This is a genomic window from Pseudoflavonifractor sp. MSJ-37 (assembly GCF_018917965.1).
Classification (GTDB): Bacteria; Bacillota; Clostridia; order Oscillospirales; family Oscillospiraceae; genus Pseudoflavonifractor_A.
On record NZ_JAHLPP010000003.1, the window covers coordinates 110,926 to 125,651 of the forward strand.

At 47.4% G+C, this 14,726-nt stretch carries 18 protein-coding genes and 2 tRNA genes; all 20 read left to right on the forward strand.

Annotated features, from left to right (window positions below; genetic code table 11):
* Positions 1–69: 69 nt before the first annotated feature.
* The 20 genes from KQI12_RS08070 to KQI12_RS08165 all read left to right on the forward strand — a co-directional run bounded on the left by KQI12_RS08070 (position 70) and on the right by KQI12_RS08165 (position 14,583).
* Positions 70–249, forward strand: a complete 180-nt coding sequence (locus tag KQI12_RS08070; RefSeq protein WP_216572455.1) for a hypothetical protein — start codon at positions 70–72, stop codon at positions 247–249.
* Positions 250–277: 28 nt separating this feature from the next.
* A complete protein-coding gene (locus KQI12_RS08075) occupies positions 278–748 on the forward strand; it encodes a DUF669 domain-containing protein (RefSeq protein WP_216572456.1) in 471 nt (156 codons plus the stop codon).
* Positions 749–931: 183 nt separating this feature from the next.
* Complete coding sequence (locus KQI12_RS08080; protein ID WP_216572457.1) at positions 932–2,734, forward strand: hypothetical protein; 1,803 nt, start codon at positions 932–934, stop codon at positions 2,732–2,734.
* 35 nt (positions 2,735–2,769) lie between these two features.
* A complete protein-coding gene (locus tag KQI12_RS08085) occupies positions 2,770–4,662 on the forward strand; it encodes a phage/plasmid primase, P4 family (protein WP_216572458.1) in 1,893 nt (630 codons plus the stop codon).
* A 17-nt stretch (positions 4,663–4,679) separates the two neighbouring features.
* A complete protein-coding gene (locus tag KQI12_RS08090; protein ID WP_253290915.1) occupies positions 4,680–5,690 on the forward strand; it encodes a phosphoadenosine phosphosulfate reductase family protein in 1,011 nt (336 codons plus the stop codon).
* 6 nt (positions 5,691–5,696) lie between these two features.
* Positions 5,697–5,996, forward strand: coding sequence for a nucleotide modification associated domain-containing protein (locus KQI12_RS08095; RefSeq protein ID WP_216572460.1), 300 nt, complete (start codon positions 5,697–5,699; stop codon positions 5,994–5,996).
* Positions 5,986–6,324, forward strand: a complete 339-nt coding sequence (locus tag KQI12_RS08100) for a nucleoside triphosphate pyrophosphohydrolase family protein (protein WP_216572461.1) — start codon at positions 5,986–5,988, stop codon at positions 6,322–6,324. Before KQI12_RS08095 ends, KQI12_RS08100 begins: the two co-directional genes overlap by 11 nt.
* Positions 6,321–6,977, forward strand: a complete 657-nt coding sequence (gene thyX, locus KQI12_RS08105; protein WP_216572462.1) for an FAD-dependent thymidylate synthase — start codon at positions 6,321–6,323, stop codon at positions 6,975–6,977. The genes KQI12_RS08100 and thyX overlap by 4 nt, the downstream gene beginning before the upstream one ends.
* The gene (locus KQI12_RS08110; protein WP_216572463.1) at positions 6,964–7,311 is read left to right on the forward strand and encodes a hypothetical protein; all 348 of its coding nucleotides are present in this window, start codon (positions 6,964–6,966) and stop codon (positions 7,309–7,311) included. The genes thyX and KQI12_RS08110 overlap by 14 nt, the downstream gene beginning before the upstream one ends.
* Positions 7,304–7,510 (forward strand): hypothetical protein, encoded by a 207-nt coding sequence (locus KQI12_RS08115; RefSeq protein WP_216572464.1) that lies wholly within the window; start codon positions 7,304–7,306, stop codon positions 7,508–7,510. Before KQI12_RS08110 ends, KQI12_RS08115 begins: the two co-directional genes overlap by 8 nt.
* Positions 7,507–7,695: a hypothetical protein gene (locus KQI12_RS08120; protein WP_216572465.1), complete on the forward strand. Its 189-nt coding sequence runs from the start codon at positions 7,507–7,509 to the stop codon at positions 7,693–7,695. Before KQI12_RS08115 ends, KQI12_RS08120 begins: the two co-directional genes overlap by 4 nt.
* Positions 7,696–7,983: 288 nt before the next feature.
* Positions 7,984–8,427: a hypothetical protein gene (locus tag KQI12_RS08125; RefSeq protein WP_216572466.1), complete on the forward strand. Its 444-nt coding sequence runs from the start codon at positions 7,984–7,986 to the stop codon at positions 8,425–8,427.
* 84 nt (positions 8,428–8,511) lie between these two features.
* Entirely contained in the window at positions 8,512–8,988 is a 477-nt protein-coding gene (locus tag KQI12_RS08130; RefSeq protein WP_371817993.1) for a terminase small subunit, read from the forward strand.
* Complete coding sequence (locus KQI12_RS08135) at positions 8,969–10,300, forward strand: PBSX family phage terminase large subunit (RefSeq protein ID WP_216572468.1); 1,332 nt, start codon at positions 8,969–8,971, stop codon at positions 10,298–10,300. Before KQI12_RS08130 ends, KQI12_RS08135 begins: the two co-directional genes overlap by 20 nt.
* A gap of 85 nt (positions 10,301–10,385) precedes the next feature.
* On the forward strand, positions 10,386–10,559 hold the full coding sequence (locus KQI12_RS08140) for a hypothetical protein (RefSeq protein WP_216572469.1): 174 nt from the start codon (positions 10,386–10,388) through the stop codon (positions 10,557–10,559).
* 20 nt (positions 10,560–10,579) lie between these two features.
* Entirely contained in the window at positions 10,580–12,040 is a 1,461-nt protein-coding gene (locus KQI12_RS08145; protein ID WP_253290916.1) for a phage portal protein, read from the forward strand.
* A 102-nt stretch (positions 12,041–12,142) separates the two neighbouring features.
* A tRNA-Glu gene (locus tag KQI12_RS08150) sits at positions 12,143–12,217 on the forward strand.
* A gap of 54 nt (positions 12,218–12,271) precedes the next feature.
* A tRNA-Leu gene (locus KQI12_RS08155) sits at positions 12,272–12,356 on the forward strand.
* A gap of 25 nt (positions 12,357–12,381) precedes the next feature.
* Positions 12,382–14,370, forward strand: coding sequence for a minor capsid protein (locus tag KQI12_RS08160; protein ID WP_216572470.1), 1,989 nt, complete (start codon positions 12,382–12,384; stop codon positions 14,368–14,370).
* Positions 14,371–14,583 carry a hypothetical protein gene (locus tag KQI12_RS08165; protein ID WP_216572471.1) on the forward strand — a complete coding sequence of 71 codons (213 nt, stop codon included), beginning with the start codon at positions 14,371–14,373 and terminating at the stop codon, positions 14,581–14,583.
* Positions 14,584–14,726: the final 143 nt, after the last annotated feature.

A 14,726-nucleotide genomic window follows, 5' to 3' on the forward strand; every position in this document is an offset into this window, starting at 1 on the left:
TATCACCGGAGCGCCGCAAAGATTGCGATTGCCAACTATGCCGCCAATCACGATGATTTCTATGAAGTTATGTTTGATGCGGCGCTGGATCACCTGTTGGATGGGGTTCTGACCGATGATCTGTTTATCCCCGACAAGGAATTTGCCCCTACGAAAGAAGAAGTTGACACTATGAACCGGGCCAAGGAAACCGCAGAGGTTGTGAAGGGCCTGTTCCATGGGTTGGCTGATATTCTCAAAACTATCTGAACACAACATTTTATGGAGGTAAAACACTATGGCTATTGATTTTGACAAGATTGATCGTTCCGTTGATCTGAAGGGCCTTCAGGCCGATGTGGAGGATGCCAAGAAGAACGGCGGCGGAGATTTCCCCACCATTCCCGCTGGCAAGTATGAAGTGAAGCTGGAAACCATGGAGATCAAAGGCACCAAGGCCGATCCCAACCGCCCCATGCTGGCCGTGTCCTTCAAAATCCTGTCCGGTGACTACAAGAACCAGCGTTTGTTTATGAACCGTGTTCTTTACGGCACCAAAAATGACAAGAACATGATCGCTTCGGCCATGGGCTTCCTTGAAAAGCTGGATTCCGGTGTGCCTATCAGCTTCACCAGCTACAAGCAGTTTTCCCAGCTTGTCATGGATGTGGCGGAAGCCATTGATGGAACCTTGGAATATGCGGTGGATTATGATGATTCCCGTTTCAATTCCATCACCGTTGATGAAGTCTTTGAGGTTGAAAACTGAAGCAAAATTTTTTACTTCAAAAGTGTCCTAAATGACACCGAACAGGTTTTGAACCTTAACTTTTAAGCACAACTTGTGGGGCTTCGGCCCCACAGTGGCCCCAAGTGAAAGCCTTCCCGTGGCGGGGCTGATAAGGCGGAAACGCTGACCGATTTCACAAAAAGCTAAAAGGATGGTGAGTTGATGATCTTCTATGATTTTGAGGTATTCCGGTATGACTGGCTGGTTGTGCTGATCGACCTGAACGCCCGACAAGAAACCGTGATTATCAATGATCCCGACAAGCTGAAGCGCTTCTATGAGCAACACAACGGCGTGATTTGGGCCGGGTACAATTCCCGAAACTATGATCAGTACATTTTGAAAGCCATTCTGTGTGGGTTTGATCCCAAGCGTGTGAATGACTGGATCATTGCAGAGGACAAACCCGGTTATAGGTTTTCGGCCCTGTTCCGGGAATACCCGCTGATCAACTATGATGTGATGCCGAACCCGCCAATCAGCCTGAAGGCGCTGGAAGCGTTCATGGGCCATTCCATCAAAGAAACTTCTGTTCCCTTTGATATTGACCGGCCTTTGACTGAAGCGGAACTGGCCGAAACAGTCAAATATTGCCGCCATGATGTGGAACAGACGGTGGAAGTGTGGTTAAGGCGGAAGGAAGATGAATTTGATGCCCAAATGTCACTTGTGAAGGCGTTCCACCTTCCCATTTCTGACATTGGCCGCACAAAGGCCCAGCTTTCCGCCAAAATCCTTGGAGCCGTTCAGCGGGAACACAATGACGAATTTGATATTGAGTTCCCACCCAGCTTGCGGATTGAAAAATACACGGAAGTTCTGAATTGGTACAAAAACCCGCTGAACCGGGATTATTCCAAAACCCTTGAACTGGATGTGGCCGGGGTTCCCCATGTTTTCGCTTGGGGTGGTTTGCATGGTGCAAGGGTTCAATATCATGGGGAAGGCTGGTTCGTGAATGTGGATGTGGCTTCCTATTATCCTTCCCTAATGCTGGTTTATAAGTGGCTTTCCCGCAATGTTCACGATCCTTCCAAGTATGCAGAAATCTACCACACCCGCCTGAAGCTGAAGGCAGAGAAGAACCCCATGCAACAGCCTTATAAGATTGTTCTGAACAGCACCTATGGAGCCATGAAGGACAAGCACAATGCCATGTATGATCCCCGTCAGGCCAACAATGTTTGTGTGGGCGGTCAACTTCTTCTTTTGGATTTGATTGAACGGTTGGAAGATCACTGTGAAATCATCCAGAGCAACACAGATGGTATTCTGGTAAAACTTCGCCGGTATGAAGATTTTGAACTGCTGGATGATCTGTGTTGGGAGTGGGAGAAAAGAACCGGGATGCGGCTTGAATTTGACGAGTTCCAGAAGGTTTATCAGAAGGATGTGAACAACTATATTATCGTTCCTTCCGGGCCGCTGAAGGACGAAAAAGGGAAACCCCGCTGGAAGTGCAAGGGTGCCTATGTCAAAAAGCTGTCCGATCTGGATTATGACCTTCCCATTGTCAACAGGGCCATTGTGAATTACTTCCTTCAGGGTATTGCCCCGGAAGAAACCATTCTGGCCTGTGACAGCTTGCGGGATTTCCAGAAGGTTGTGAAGGTTTCCAGCAAGTACAAATATGCACTTTATTCCCCGGTGATTACGGAAGCCAAAATCAGGGATGAAAAGGGCCGTTCCAAGAAAATCACCCGTTTCAGCGGCGGTGAGATTCAGACGGATAAGACCTTCCGGGTATTTGCTTCCAAGGATCATAGCAAGGGTGGAATCTTCAAGGTTTCCGGGAAAATCATCAAGGGCCGGGAAAAGAACCCTGAAAAATTCGGCAACACACCGGATCATTGTTTCTTCATCAATGATGATGTGACCAACCTTCCTATCCCGGATGAACTGGACAAGCAGTATTACATTGATGTTGCTTGGGATCGCCTGAAAGATTTTGGGGTGGAACGATGAACAATATGACCTTTCGGGGGGGGGAGCGTTGAAGCATGGAATTATTTAGGGGCTATGTGCCAACCAGAAACAAACAATGCCTTGAAAAGTTCAAAGGCGTTGAAAAACTGAAAACCCGTTCACAGGTTCAAGACCTTGATGAATACGCCGGTATTCTTGGGGAAGAAACGATCCTGATTGATGTGGACGATGCGGAAACATCTGAACTTCTGTTCAGAATGGTTCAAGATTTAGAACTGAAATGCCGAGTGTACGCCACCACACGGGGAAAGCATTTTCTGTTCAAAAACTGTGGCGTTGAAAAAAGCTGGACAAAACAGACCTTGGCCGTTGGTATCACCACAGATGGCAAGGTTGGAGCCAACAACAGCTATGAAATTCTGAAGTTAGGCGGTGTGGAACGGCCCATTCTGTATGACTACCCGGAAGGCGAAATTCAGGAACTTCCCAAGTGGCTGACACCGGTGAAAAGCAATTATGACTTCCCGAACCTTGGGGAAGGTGATGGGCGGAACCAAACCCTGTTCAACTACATACTGACGCTTCAAAGCGATGATTTCACCAAGGAAGAAGCCCGTGAGTGTATCAGGCTGATCAACCGGTATGTGCTGAAGAAGCCCCTTTCGGATAAAGAACTTGATGTGATTCTTCGGGATGATGCCTTCAAGAAAACATCTTTCTTCCGGGATAAAACCTTCCTGTTCGATAAGTTCGCCACCTACCTGAAGAACAACAACCATATTGTGAAGATCAATAACCAGCTTCACATTTACAAGGATGGTATCTATGTTTCCGGGGCCGGTGAGATTGAAGGGGCCATGATCAAGCTGATCAGCAATTTGAAACGGGCGTGGCGTTCGGAAGTGCTGTCCTATCTGGAAATTATGATTGAGGAAAACACAAAGGCCACAAACCCCAACATCATTGCTTTCAGCAACGGCCTTTACAACATTCGGGATGGTTCCTTCAAAGAGTTCACCCCGGATGTGGTGATTACCAATAAAATTCCGTGGCCGTACAATCCCGCCGCCCATGATGATCTGTTGGATCACACCCTGAACCGGCTGGCCTGTGATGATCCTGAAGTTCGGGCCTTGCTGGAAGAAATGGTGGGTTACTGTATGTACCGCCGCAATGAACTTGGTAAAGCCTTCATCCTGATTGGCGATAAGAGCAACGGCAAATCCACCTTCCTTCATGTGGTGAAAAACCTTCTTGGGGATCAGAACATTGCTTCCCTTGACCTGAAGGAATTGGGTGATAGGTTCAAAACCGCTGAACTTTTCGGCAAGCTGGCAAACATCGGTGATGATATTGGTGATGAATTTATTGCCAACGCTTCCGTGTTCAAAAAGCTGGTGACGGGTGATCGGGTGAATGTGGAGCGCAAAGGCCAAGATCCCTTTGAGTTCAACAATTATTCCAAATTCCTGTTCAGCGCCAACAACATTCCCCGTATCAAGGACAAGACCGGAGCCGTTCAACGGCGTTTGGTGATTGTTCCCTTTGATGCCAAGTTTACCCCCAATGATGCTAACTTCCGCCCGTTCATCAAGGATGAACTGTGTGAACAAAGCAGTATGGAATATCTGGCCTTGCTTGGCCTTCAGGGGTTGAAGCGAGTGTTGGGCAATGCACAGTTCACCACTTCCAGCCGGGTTCAGGGGCAGTTGGACGAATATGAGGAAAACAACAATCCCATTATTGGCTTTATCAAAGAAATTGGCTTGGATTCCATCGTGAATGAAGCCACAAAGACGGTTTACCGGAAGTACAAGGAATATTGCATTGCAAATAACTTCCAAGCACTTTCAAATATTGAATTTTCCCGGCAAATCACAAAACGCTGTGGACTGGTGATTGTGGACAAATGGATCAGCCGCCTTGGGAAATGCCGGGTATTTGTGGAAGGTGGTGAAGATGAATGATACAAACTTTTGAAACTATGACAGAACTGTTAGATAGCGTTCCAAAGGAAAATATGACCTTTGAAATGTGTAATGCGTTTGTCAAGGCGTGGGGGAAAATTCATGGATACGGTGGAGGAAAGTCCGAAATTCAGCCATTCACCAAGTATCCTAAAATAATGGTCAGCGTTAGTGGTGGGGCCGATTCCGATATTATGATTGATCTGATTGAAAGGATCGGCCACCCATTAAGTGAAGTTCACTATGTGTTCTTTGATACTGGTATTGAGTTCACAGCAACTAAACGCCACCTTGATTATCTGGAAAACAAGTATGGAATCCAGATAGAACGGTATCGGGCCAAAATACCAGTTCCTCTTGGGTGTCGAAAATACGGTGTTCCATTTTTAAGCAAACAGGTTTCCCAATATATATCCCGCCTTCAAAAACACGGGTTCAAATGGGAAGATAAACCATTTGAAGTGTTATATGCCGAATATCCCCGATGCAAGGCGGCTTTACGCTGGTGGTGTAATCGTTGGGGAGATCACAGCAAAATGAACATTTCAAATAACCCGTGGCTTAAAGAGTTCATGGTACAAAACCCACCACAGTTTCTCATTTCAGATGGATGTTGTTCAGGGGCCAAGAAAAAAACTTCAGCCATGATTGAAAAAATAATCAACCCTGATCTGAATTGTCAGGGTGTGAGGAAAGCTGAAGGCGGGGCAAGATCAACCGCTTATACTTCTTGTTTTGATGAAGTCTTTGGTGGATGTGATAAATTCAGGCCCATTTTCTGGTTCAAGAAGGAAGATAAAGCCGCTTATGAAGCGGCCTTTGAAATAGTTCATTCTGACTGTTATACCGTTTACGGGTTTCAAAGAACTGGATGTGCCTGTTGCCCCTTTGGGCGGCATTGGGAAGATGAACTATGCGCCGCTGAAAAATATGAGCCTAATTTATATAGGGCGGCGGTAAATATTTTTGGAAAATCTTATGAATATACCAAAAAATACCGGGAATTTCAGAAGAAAATGAAAGGATGATGAATGATGGCAGACACAAAAGTTGCAAAACACGCCCTGATCTGTGAGGAAATCAATGATCTGTATGCCCGGAAGAATCAGGACTACGGCGATTCCTTCCACCAGACCTTCACGGAGGAAGGAATGGCAATGGCCCGGATCAGGCTTGGGGATAAGCTGGCCCGGTTCAAGAGCCTGACCAAATCCGGGGTTCAGCAGGTGAAGGATGAATCCATCCGTGATACCCTGATTGACCTTGCCAACTACGCCATTATGACGGTGTTGGAACTGGATGCTATGGAAGAAGGTGATTCTGATGAACGCTAACCGGTATATGCGGGATGCTTTGCGAACCGCTGACCGTTCCAGCGCCGACCGCCTGAAGCTGGAATGTGCCTTGGGCCTTTGCGGTGAAGCTGGTGAAGTGGCCGAACAGGTGAAGAAGCATTTCTTCCACGGCCATGAACTGGACAAGCGCCACATGATTGAAGAACTTGGGGATGTGGCTTGGTATCTGGCCGTTCTGTGCAACGCCATTGGTTCTGACCTTGATACCGTTATGGAAGAAAACCTGAAGAAGCTGGAAAAGCGTTATCCTGAAGGCTTTGATCCTTACCGTTCACAGCACAGGAATGATTTTGGAGGTGTACTATGAAGATTATCAAACCCGATGTGCAGTTCATTACCCCGGTTGATGGGGCAATTATCCTGAAGCGGCTGGAAGAATGTGGCCGTGTCTGCTATAAGTCCGAGGACAAAATCACGGACGGTTCCGCTGAAAAGTTCGTTGCCGGAATCATCAAGCGTGGGCATGAAGCGGTTTTGGAACATTGTTCCTTCACGGTGAAGTTTATCTGTGATCGTGGGGTTTCGCATGAAATTGTACGCCACAGAATGGCTTCCTATTGTCAGGAATCCACCCGCTATTGCAACTACGGCAAGGGAAAGTTCGGTGAGGAAATCACGGTGATTGAACCTTGTTTTTTCAATGATGGTCATTCGGATCAGGATAATGAAAATTACCTGAAATGGGAAGCCGCCATGAAGGATGCTGAAGCGTGGTATATGGAACTACTTCAGAATGGTGCAACCCCGCAGGAAGCCCGTTCCGTGTTGCCCAACAGCCTGAAAACGGAAGTGGTTATGACGGCCAACATTCGGGAGTGGCGGCACTTCCTGAAGTTGCGTTGTTCCCCCGCCGCACATCCGCAGATGCGGGAAGTGGCCTTGATCCTGTTGGACAAGGTTCACGCCCTGATTCCGGTTTGCTTCGATGATATTTGGAGTGAATACCATGCCGATCTTTAAGAAGTCAGGCGGGAAAATCTTTGGGGTGCAGTTCAACAAAGCTGAACAACGGGCCTTGGATCACGCAATCAATGAACAGATTGTGAAAAATGATCTGGCCTTCGATATGGACAAGGAATCTTCCATTCTGTGGATGCTTCACACCCAGTTTGGCTTTGGCCCCAAGCGCCTGAAAAAAGCATGGGATTTGTTCTATGCCGAAACCCGGAAGCTACGGGAATACTACCTGATGGATCAGGCGGATGAAGGGTGGTTGGCCCGTCAAAAGCTGAAGGAAATTGGGTGTGATATTGAAGAATGGTACAGAGAAGAAGGAGGGAAAACCGATGCCTAAACCTTGGGAAAATGCTGAAGGGTATCACGATCCGACAGCCTACCACGGCACAAAGAACATCATCCGGGATGAAGATGAACAGCAGAAGCGGGTGAACACCCTGATCTTCGTTCTGAAGTACATTACCCGGTTGGCGGGGTTTGAACTTCTGAACCGCATTGAAATCAAAGACCGAAAGACCGGGAGGGAATACCGATGAAGAATAAACCCTGTCCGTTTTGTCAGGCGGAATTGGTTCAGGAAAACCGATTGAACCCCCTTGCAAAAAAGTACGGGGATCTTCCGTTCAGGACTTTCTATGTTCATCCGAAAAACGGTTGCTTCTTGGAAGCGTTGGCCTTGCGGGGTGAACAGTTGGAGAAGTGGAACACCCGGAGCGGCTGACCAGTATTTCTTCAGTAGGGGTTGGAACAGCGGCCTTCAATATATGTGGAATGATGTTGAAGGCCCTGAAACCCTTGCAATTACTGACTTTTTCACGAAATCCTTCAACATTCAACATTCAACAGATTACTTCAATTATTTAAGAGAAAAAATATATAGTATATGAAGAATGTAATAATAGTGAAGAAGGCGGTTTTGATCTTGAATGTTGAAGGAATTTCCCAAAACCCTTGATATGACAACGTTTGAAGCCCTTCAACATCTATTCCAGAAAGGATGTGTTACATAGTGAATGACAAAGACCTTGCCCAGCAAGCCAAGGATTTTCTGAATCAGATCAGCCGCCTTGATGCTTTGATCAACCGGCTTTTGAGTACGGTTGAAACGGAGCGTTCCCGGTTGACTTCCATCGGGTGTGAACTGAAACCGGACAAGGTTCAGACTTCAGGCCCAAAGAACAGCCTTGAAATCACGATCTGTAAAATTGATGAACTTGAACGCACCATCAATGACCGGATTGATGAACTTGTTGACCTGAAGAACACTACCATGAAGGCGATTCAGAGCCTTGCAGACTTCGATCAGCAAAATATCCTGATTGCCCGGTACATTGACGGGAAAAAATGGCTTGATATTGCCTTTGACCTTAACTTTTCAATTTCACAGGTTTACAAGATTCACGGGAAGGCCCTGATTGCCTTTGCTGAAAAGAACCCTAACCTTTTATCTTAGCTTGAATTGTAGTGTAAAATCGTATCTTTGAGAAAACAGGATAGGATTTTACAGTATCAAGTGTGAGAAAATAATACTGTAAAAATGCACCCCCTTATAGGGGTGCATTTCACTTTTTCAGGAAAGGCGGTGAATACCTTGACACCAAGACAGCGGAAGTTCTGTGATGAATACTTGATCAGCGGCAATGCTACCGATGCGGCGATTAAGGCCGGGTATTCACCTAAGACAGCAAAACAGACGGGTTCGGAAAACCTTGCAAAACCTGACTTGAAAGCCTACATCGAAACCGAACTTGAAAAACTTCATTCGGCCAAGATCGCTGATGCTGAAGAAGTGATGAAGTATCTTACTTCGGTGATGCGGGGTGAACATACTGAAGAAATCCCGATTCTTTGCGGTGACGGTTGCCAAGAGTTGACACAGAAAGAGGTTGGAGCCAAAGAACGGCTGAAGGCCGCTGAACTGATTGGCAAGCGTTACGGTATGTTCACAGATAAAGTTGGTGTGGAAGGGGCCGTTCCGGTGATTATCACGGGGGATGATCAACTTGAAGATTAGCCCCAATGCCAAGCGGGTTCACCTTCCTGAAGTAGTTGGGAAGGGTTACGGAACCTTCTGGAACTTCAAAGGCCGTTACCGGGTGTGCAAAGGTTCCCGTGCTTCCAAGAAGTCAAAGACCACGGCCCTGAACATCATCAAACGGATGATGCAATACCCGGAAGCCAATACCCTTGTGGTTCGCAAGGTGTTCAGAACCTTGAAGGATTCCTGTTTCACCGAACTGAAATGGGCAATCAACCGCCTTGGCGTTTCGGCCTATTGGGAAATCAAGGAAAGCCCCCTTGAAATGACCTATCTTCCCACCGGTCAGAAGATTTACTTCAGGGGCCTTGATGATCCCCTGAAAGTCACATCAATTACCGTTGAAATCGGTTATCTGTGCTGGTGCTGGATTGAAGAAGCATACGAAATTATGAATGAATCTGATTTCGATATGCTGGATGAATCCATCCGTGGTGCTATCCCGGAAGAAACGGGCCTGTTCAAGCAAATCACGCTGACCTTCAACCCGTGGAACGAAAAGCATTGGATCAGGAAGCGATTCTTCGGAGAAATCACCGGCAAGGATGCCCAAGGGAACCCCACATACAAATTCCATGATAGCTGGATCAGCCCGGATGGGCAGATTTACGCCACAACCACCAATTACCTGTGTAATGAATGGCTGGATGCGGCGGATTTGAAGGTTTTCAACAGCATGAAGGAAAATAACCCCCGCCGTTACAAAGTGGCTGGCCTTGGGGGTTGGGGCATTGTGGATGGCCTGATTTTTGATAATTGGCGGGAAGAAGCCTTTGACATTCAGGCTATTTCCAAAAAGGCTGGTGTGAAAAGCGCCTTCGGCCTTGACTTCGGTTATACCAACGATCCCACGGCCCTGTTCTGTGGGCTGGTGAGCCAAACAGAAAAGACCATTTGGGTTTTCGATGAACTGTATGAAAAGGCCCTGACCAACCGGGTAATCTGTGAACGGATTACCGCCATGGGTTACGCCAAGGAACGGATCAAGGCCGATTGTGCAGAACCCAAAAGCATTGACGAATTGCGGGAAGCTGGCCTTCATCGTATCAGACCGGCCCGGAAGGGTAAGGACAGTATCAACAACGGAATCCAGTACATTCAGGGTTACACCATCATTGTTCATCCCCGGTGTGTGAATTTCATTACCGAAATTTCAAACTACACTTGGGCTGAAGATAAGTTTGGGGCCAAGATCAACACCCCCATTGATGATTTCAACCACTTGATGGATGCCATGCGTTATGGGCTGGAAGATATGCTGGTTGGCCCCGCCTTCAGCTTCGATTAACAACATGATAGTAACAAATTGCCCCGGAAACCTTGTGTTTCCGGGCGCTTGTATTTATTAAGCAATAGAAAGGCGGTGAAGCCCGATGTTTGAGCAACAGCACATTCTGAACAAGATTGAACAATGGGCTGAACGCCTACCTTATAAAACCCTGAAGATTGAAGTGGAACTTCCCAATCAGTCATTTGTTTTGGAGAAGTCAAAGAACAGGCCGGTGGGATTTGCCCCCCCCCCGATGGAGAAAAGAAAGGGTGATTGACTATGTTTCTGAATAACGCTATGGATCGGATCAATCGCCTGATTATTCAGGGTGGGCGAACCGGCATGACAGAACTTCAGTTTTACGCCGCTGAAATCCGTGAATGGAAGAACAGCCCAAAGCGCATGGATCAAATTAAAGGCGCTGATTACTATGAAGGCCGCCATGACATTCTGAACCGGAAGCGCACGATCATTGGCGCTGATGGCAAACTTCAGGAAGTGGACAACCTTCCGAACAACCGCCTGATTGATAACCAATATGCCCTGATGGTGGATCAGAAAACCAACTACCTTGTGGGTAAGCCTTTCACGGTGAACTGTCAAAACAAGGCGTATGCTGATGCCCTGAATGATGTGTTCAATAAGCGTTTTCACCGCCTTCTGAAGTATGTGTGTGAAGATGCCCTGAACGGTGGGCTTGGCTGGTTGTTTCCCTTCTATGACAAAAAGGGAAATTTGGCCTTCAAGCATTTCCCCGCCTATGAAGTCCTTCCGTTTTGGGCGGACGATGATCACACCGTCCTTGATTCTGCTATCCGCCTTTATCCACAGGAAGTATGGGATGGATATACCAAAAGAATCATTGAACGGGTTGAACTGTTCAAGGTGGATGGGCTTTATCGCTATGTTTATGACGGAAGCGAACTGAAGCCTGATACCGAAAACGGGGAACATGAAAATTACTTCACCATTGAAGAAGGTTCTGAATCCACGGAATTGAATTGGGAACGGATTCCGCTGATCCCGTTCAAGTACAACAAACAGGAAATCCCCCTGATCCGCCGTGTGAAAACCCTTCAGGACGGTATCAACACCATGATTTCCGACTTTGAAAATAATATGCAAGAGGACGCACGGAACACCATTTTGATCCTGAAGAACTATGATGGTGAAAACCTTGGTGAGTTCCGCCGCAATCTTGCGACCTTCGGAGCCGTGAAAGTTCGTGATGATGGTGATGTTACCACCCTGACGGTAACAGTCAATTCCGAGAACTACAAGGCCATTTTGGATGTGTTCAAAAAATCCCTGATTGAAAACGCCCGTGGCTATGATGCCAAGGATGATCGGTTGTCCGGCAACCCCAATCAGATGAACATTCAATCCATGTATTCTGACATTGACCTTGATGCAAACGGCATGGAAACCGAGTTCCAAGCGGCCTTTGAAGAACTTCTGTGGTTCGTCAACAGCCACTTCAGCAATACCGGCATTGGGGATTTTTCGGATGATGTAGCGATTGTGTTCAACCGTGACATTCTGATCAATGAATCTGAATCCATTGATAACTGTTCCAAATCGGTTGGTATTCTGTCCAATGAAACCATTGTGGAACAGCACCCGTGGGTTACGGATGTTGAAGCAGAAATGGCCCGGTTGCAGAAAGAGAAGGAAGAAGCCATGGAACAGGCGCAGGAATACGCCGGGGCCTTCCAGACCGGCAACCAGAACAGCGGTGATGATGGTGGGGGCGAATAACCCCCGCCATTTCACAATATATGCCGGGGCAGATATTGAGTGTGGCGGGGTGCTATTACTCCTACCCGCCAAAGGGTGAAATTCCCTTCCCCGGCCCATTATGGCCCGTTGGTCAAGCGGTCAAGACACCGCCCTTTCACGGCGGTAACGCCGGTTCAACTCCGGCACGGGCTACCAGAATAGCGGTTGTATTCTTCGGAGTACAAGCGGGATGAAAACCCCCGCTTTTATGCTGAAGTGATGGAACAGGCAGACAAGGCGGATTCAAAATCCGTTGCCGCAAGGCGTGTGGGTTCAAATCCCACCTTCAGCACCATTATTCAGGATTGGAGGATCAGCCCATGAACAATGCGGATTATTGGCGGGGCCGGTTCTCCATCTTGGAGGACAGCGCCCACAGAGAAGCCCAGCAAACCATTCAGGCCATGGAAGAAATGTATCTGGATGCCCAGCGTTCAGTTCAGAAGGAAATTGAAAGCTGGTATGCCCGGTTTGCGGACAACAACCAAATCAGCCTGACCGATGCCCGGAAATGGCTGACCGCTGGACAGCTTGAAGAATTTCATTGGACAGTTGAACAGTATATCAAGATCGGTGAACAGGCCGGGTTGGATGCGGCGTGGCTGAAGAAGCTGGAAAACGCTTCCGCCCGGTTCCATATTTCCCGCCTTGAATCTGTTCAGATGGGTATTCAGCAACAGCTTGAATTGCTTTACGGCAATCAGGTTGACAGTCTGGATGCCCTGTTGAAGAAGGTTGTGGGCAACGGGTACACCCACACGGCCTTTGAAGTTCAGAAAGGCGTGGGACTTGGGTGGGATATTACCGCCCTGAATCAGAAGAAACTTGAAACCTTGCTTTCAAAACCGTGGACAACTGACGGGCGAACCTTCCGGGATCGCTGTTGGCTGAACAAGAATGATCTGGTGGGTTCCGTCAGCAAGAGCCTAACCCAAGGGCTTCTTCGGGGCGATTCCCCGGCCAAGATTACCACGGCCATTCAGAAGCAGTTTGGGGTTCACCGTTACAAGGCTGGACGGCTGGTGAATACGGAAACCACCTATTTCAACGCCGTTGCCACCAAAGAGAGTTACAAAGATTTGGGCGTGGAAATGGTGGAAATCATTGAAACGCTTGATTCCCATACCTGTTCCATTTGTGGTGGCCTTGATGGGAAGGTGATTCCCATTGCCCAATATGAACCCGGCGTAACTGTGCCGCCCTTCCACCCGAATTGCAGAGGAACAACCGCCCCGGCCATTGATCCCAAGTATGCCGGTGAGAGAGCCGCCCGGAATGAGGATGGCAAGGTTTACTATGTACCCGCCAACATGAAATATGCTGATTGGGTTCAGACCTTCGTGAATGGTGGTTCCAAGGGTGGCTTGACCGCCGCAACCGGGGCCGCTATAATGAAGGCGAAACGGGCGCTTGAAATCCTGAAGCCTGAAATGTTCCCGGAATATTTGACCGATAAGAAGGAACTGAAGAACACCAAAACCCTGATGGATTATATCAATGGGTGTGAAAATGCTGATCCTGATGTAGTGGCCCTTTATGCCAAGATGGGGGATATGGAGAATATCAAGGCAAACGGAATCCCCATGAAGGTTTCCCACGGAAAAGATCATGCTGTCAGTTATCGGTATAGGTTGTCGAATGATCATATCATTGATGCCGAATTGACCATTCCCAAGCTGTCCGGTGAAGATTTGACCGGGCAAGTGGTTACAACGCTCCATGAAGAAATGCACCTGATGGATATGTTCAATCGGGCAGATGCCGCCAAATATTCCAACTGGTTCAGTTCCAGTAATGCAAAATTGAGCGCTTTTTTTCAAAAAACGGATACGGATATTGCTGATGATATTGATGCGCTATTTGAAGCCTTCGATAAAGAGTGTACCTGCATTTCAAGGGAAATCAATTCTGAATTGCGGAAAACAACAGATGCCTTGTATGATCAATACCTTGCGGGTGGCATATCCTACACAGACTATAAAAAAGGGTTCAATAAGCTGAAACGGGAAGCAAGTGAACAAATTGATTATCAATGCCGAAACGCTATGGGCGGCGGTGTCAGTTCACTTGAAGATATTTATGATGCCCTTTCCGGTGGTTCGGCCCGTGATGCTGGCCTTGTGAGATACGGCCATGGAACGCAATACTACCGGAATATTGGGAAGCGTTCTGAAGAAACCCTTGCCAATTACGGAGCCTTGGCGATTGTCCGCCCTGATTTGGTGGATATGCTACGCAAGGATAAACCTGAATTGGTGGATGCCTTGGATGAAGTCATTCAAGAAATGCTGAAGAAAGCTGGTGGTTAAGTGAATCGGGAAGAAAAGCTGATGAAGGTTCATCAACTTCTTACTGAAGTTGATGATGTGCTGGTAGATCGCTTTTTCGATACGGACAGCGAAAAACTTCTTGATGAAAAAATTGAAGTGCTGACCGCCTTGAAGAATGGAAAGAAACCTGAAGAAATTTCCAAGTATTATTCCGTTCTTGAAAAGTTCACACCTGATCAGCATTGGGATTAAAACCTATATTGATGATTTGACCACCCCGGCCCTTGGCCGGTGGTGGTTTTTTCATACCATCGCCGTTTTGGATTTGTGGGCGGTAAACAGAAATCTAAATAAAATCGTGGTTCCTAACCCACGGTAAAAAAGGATTTTGGAGG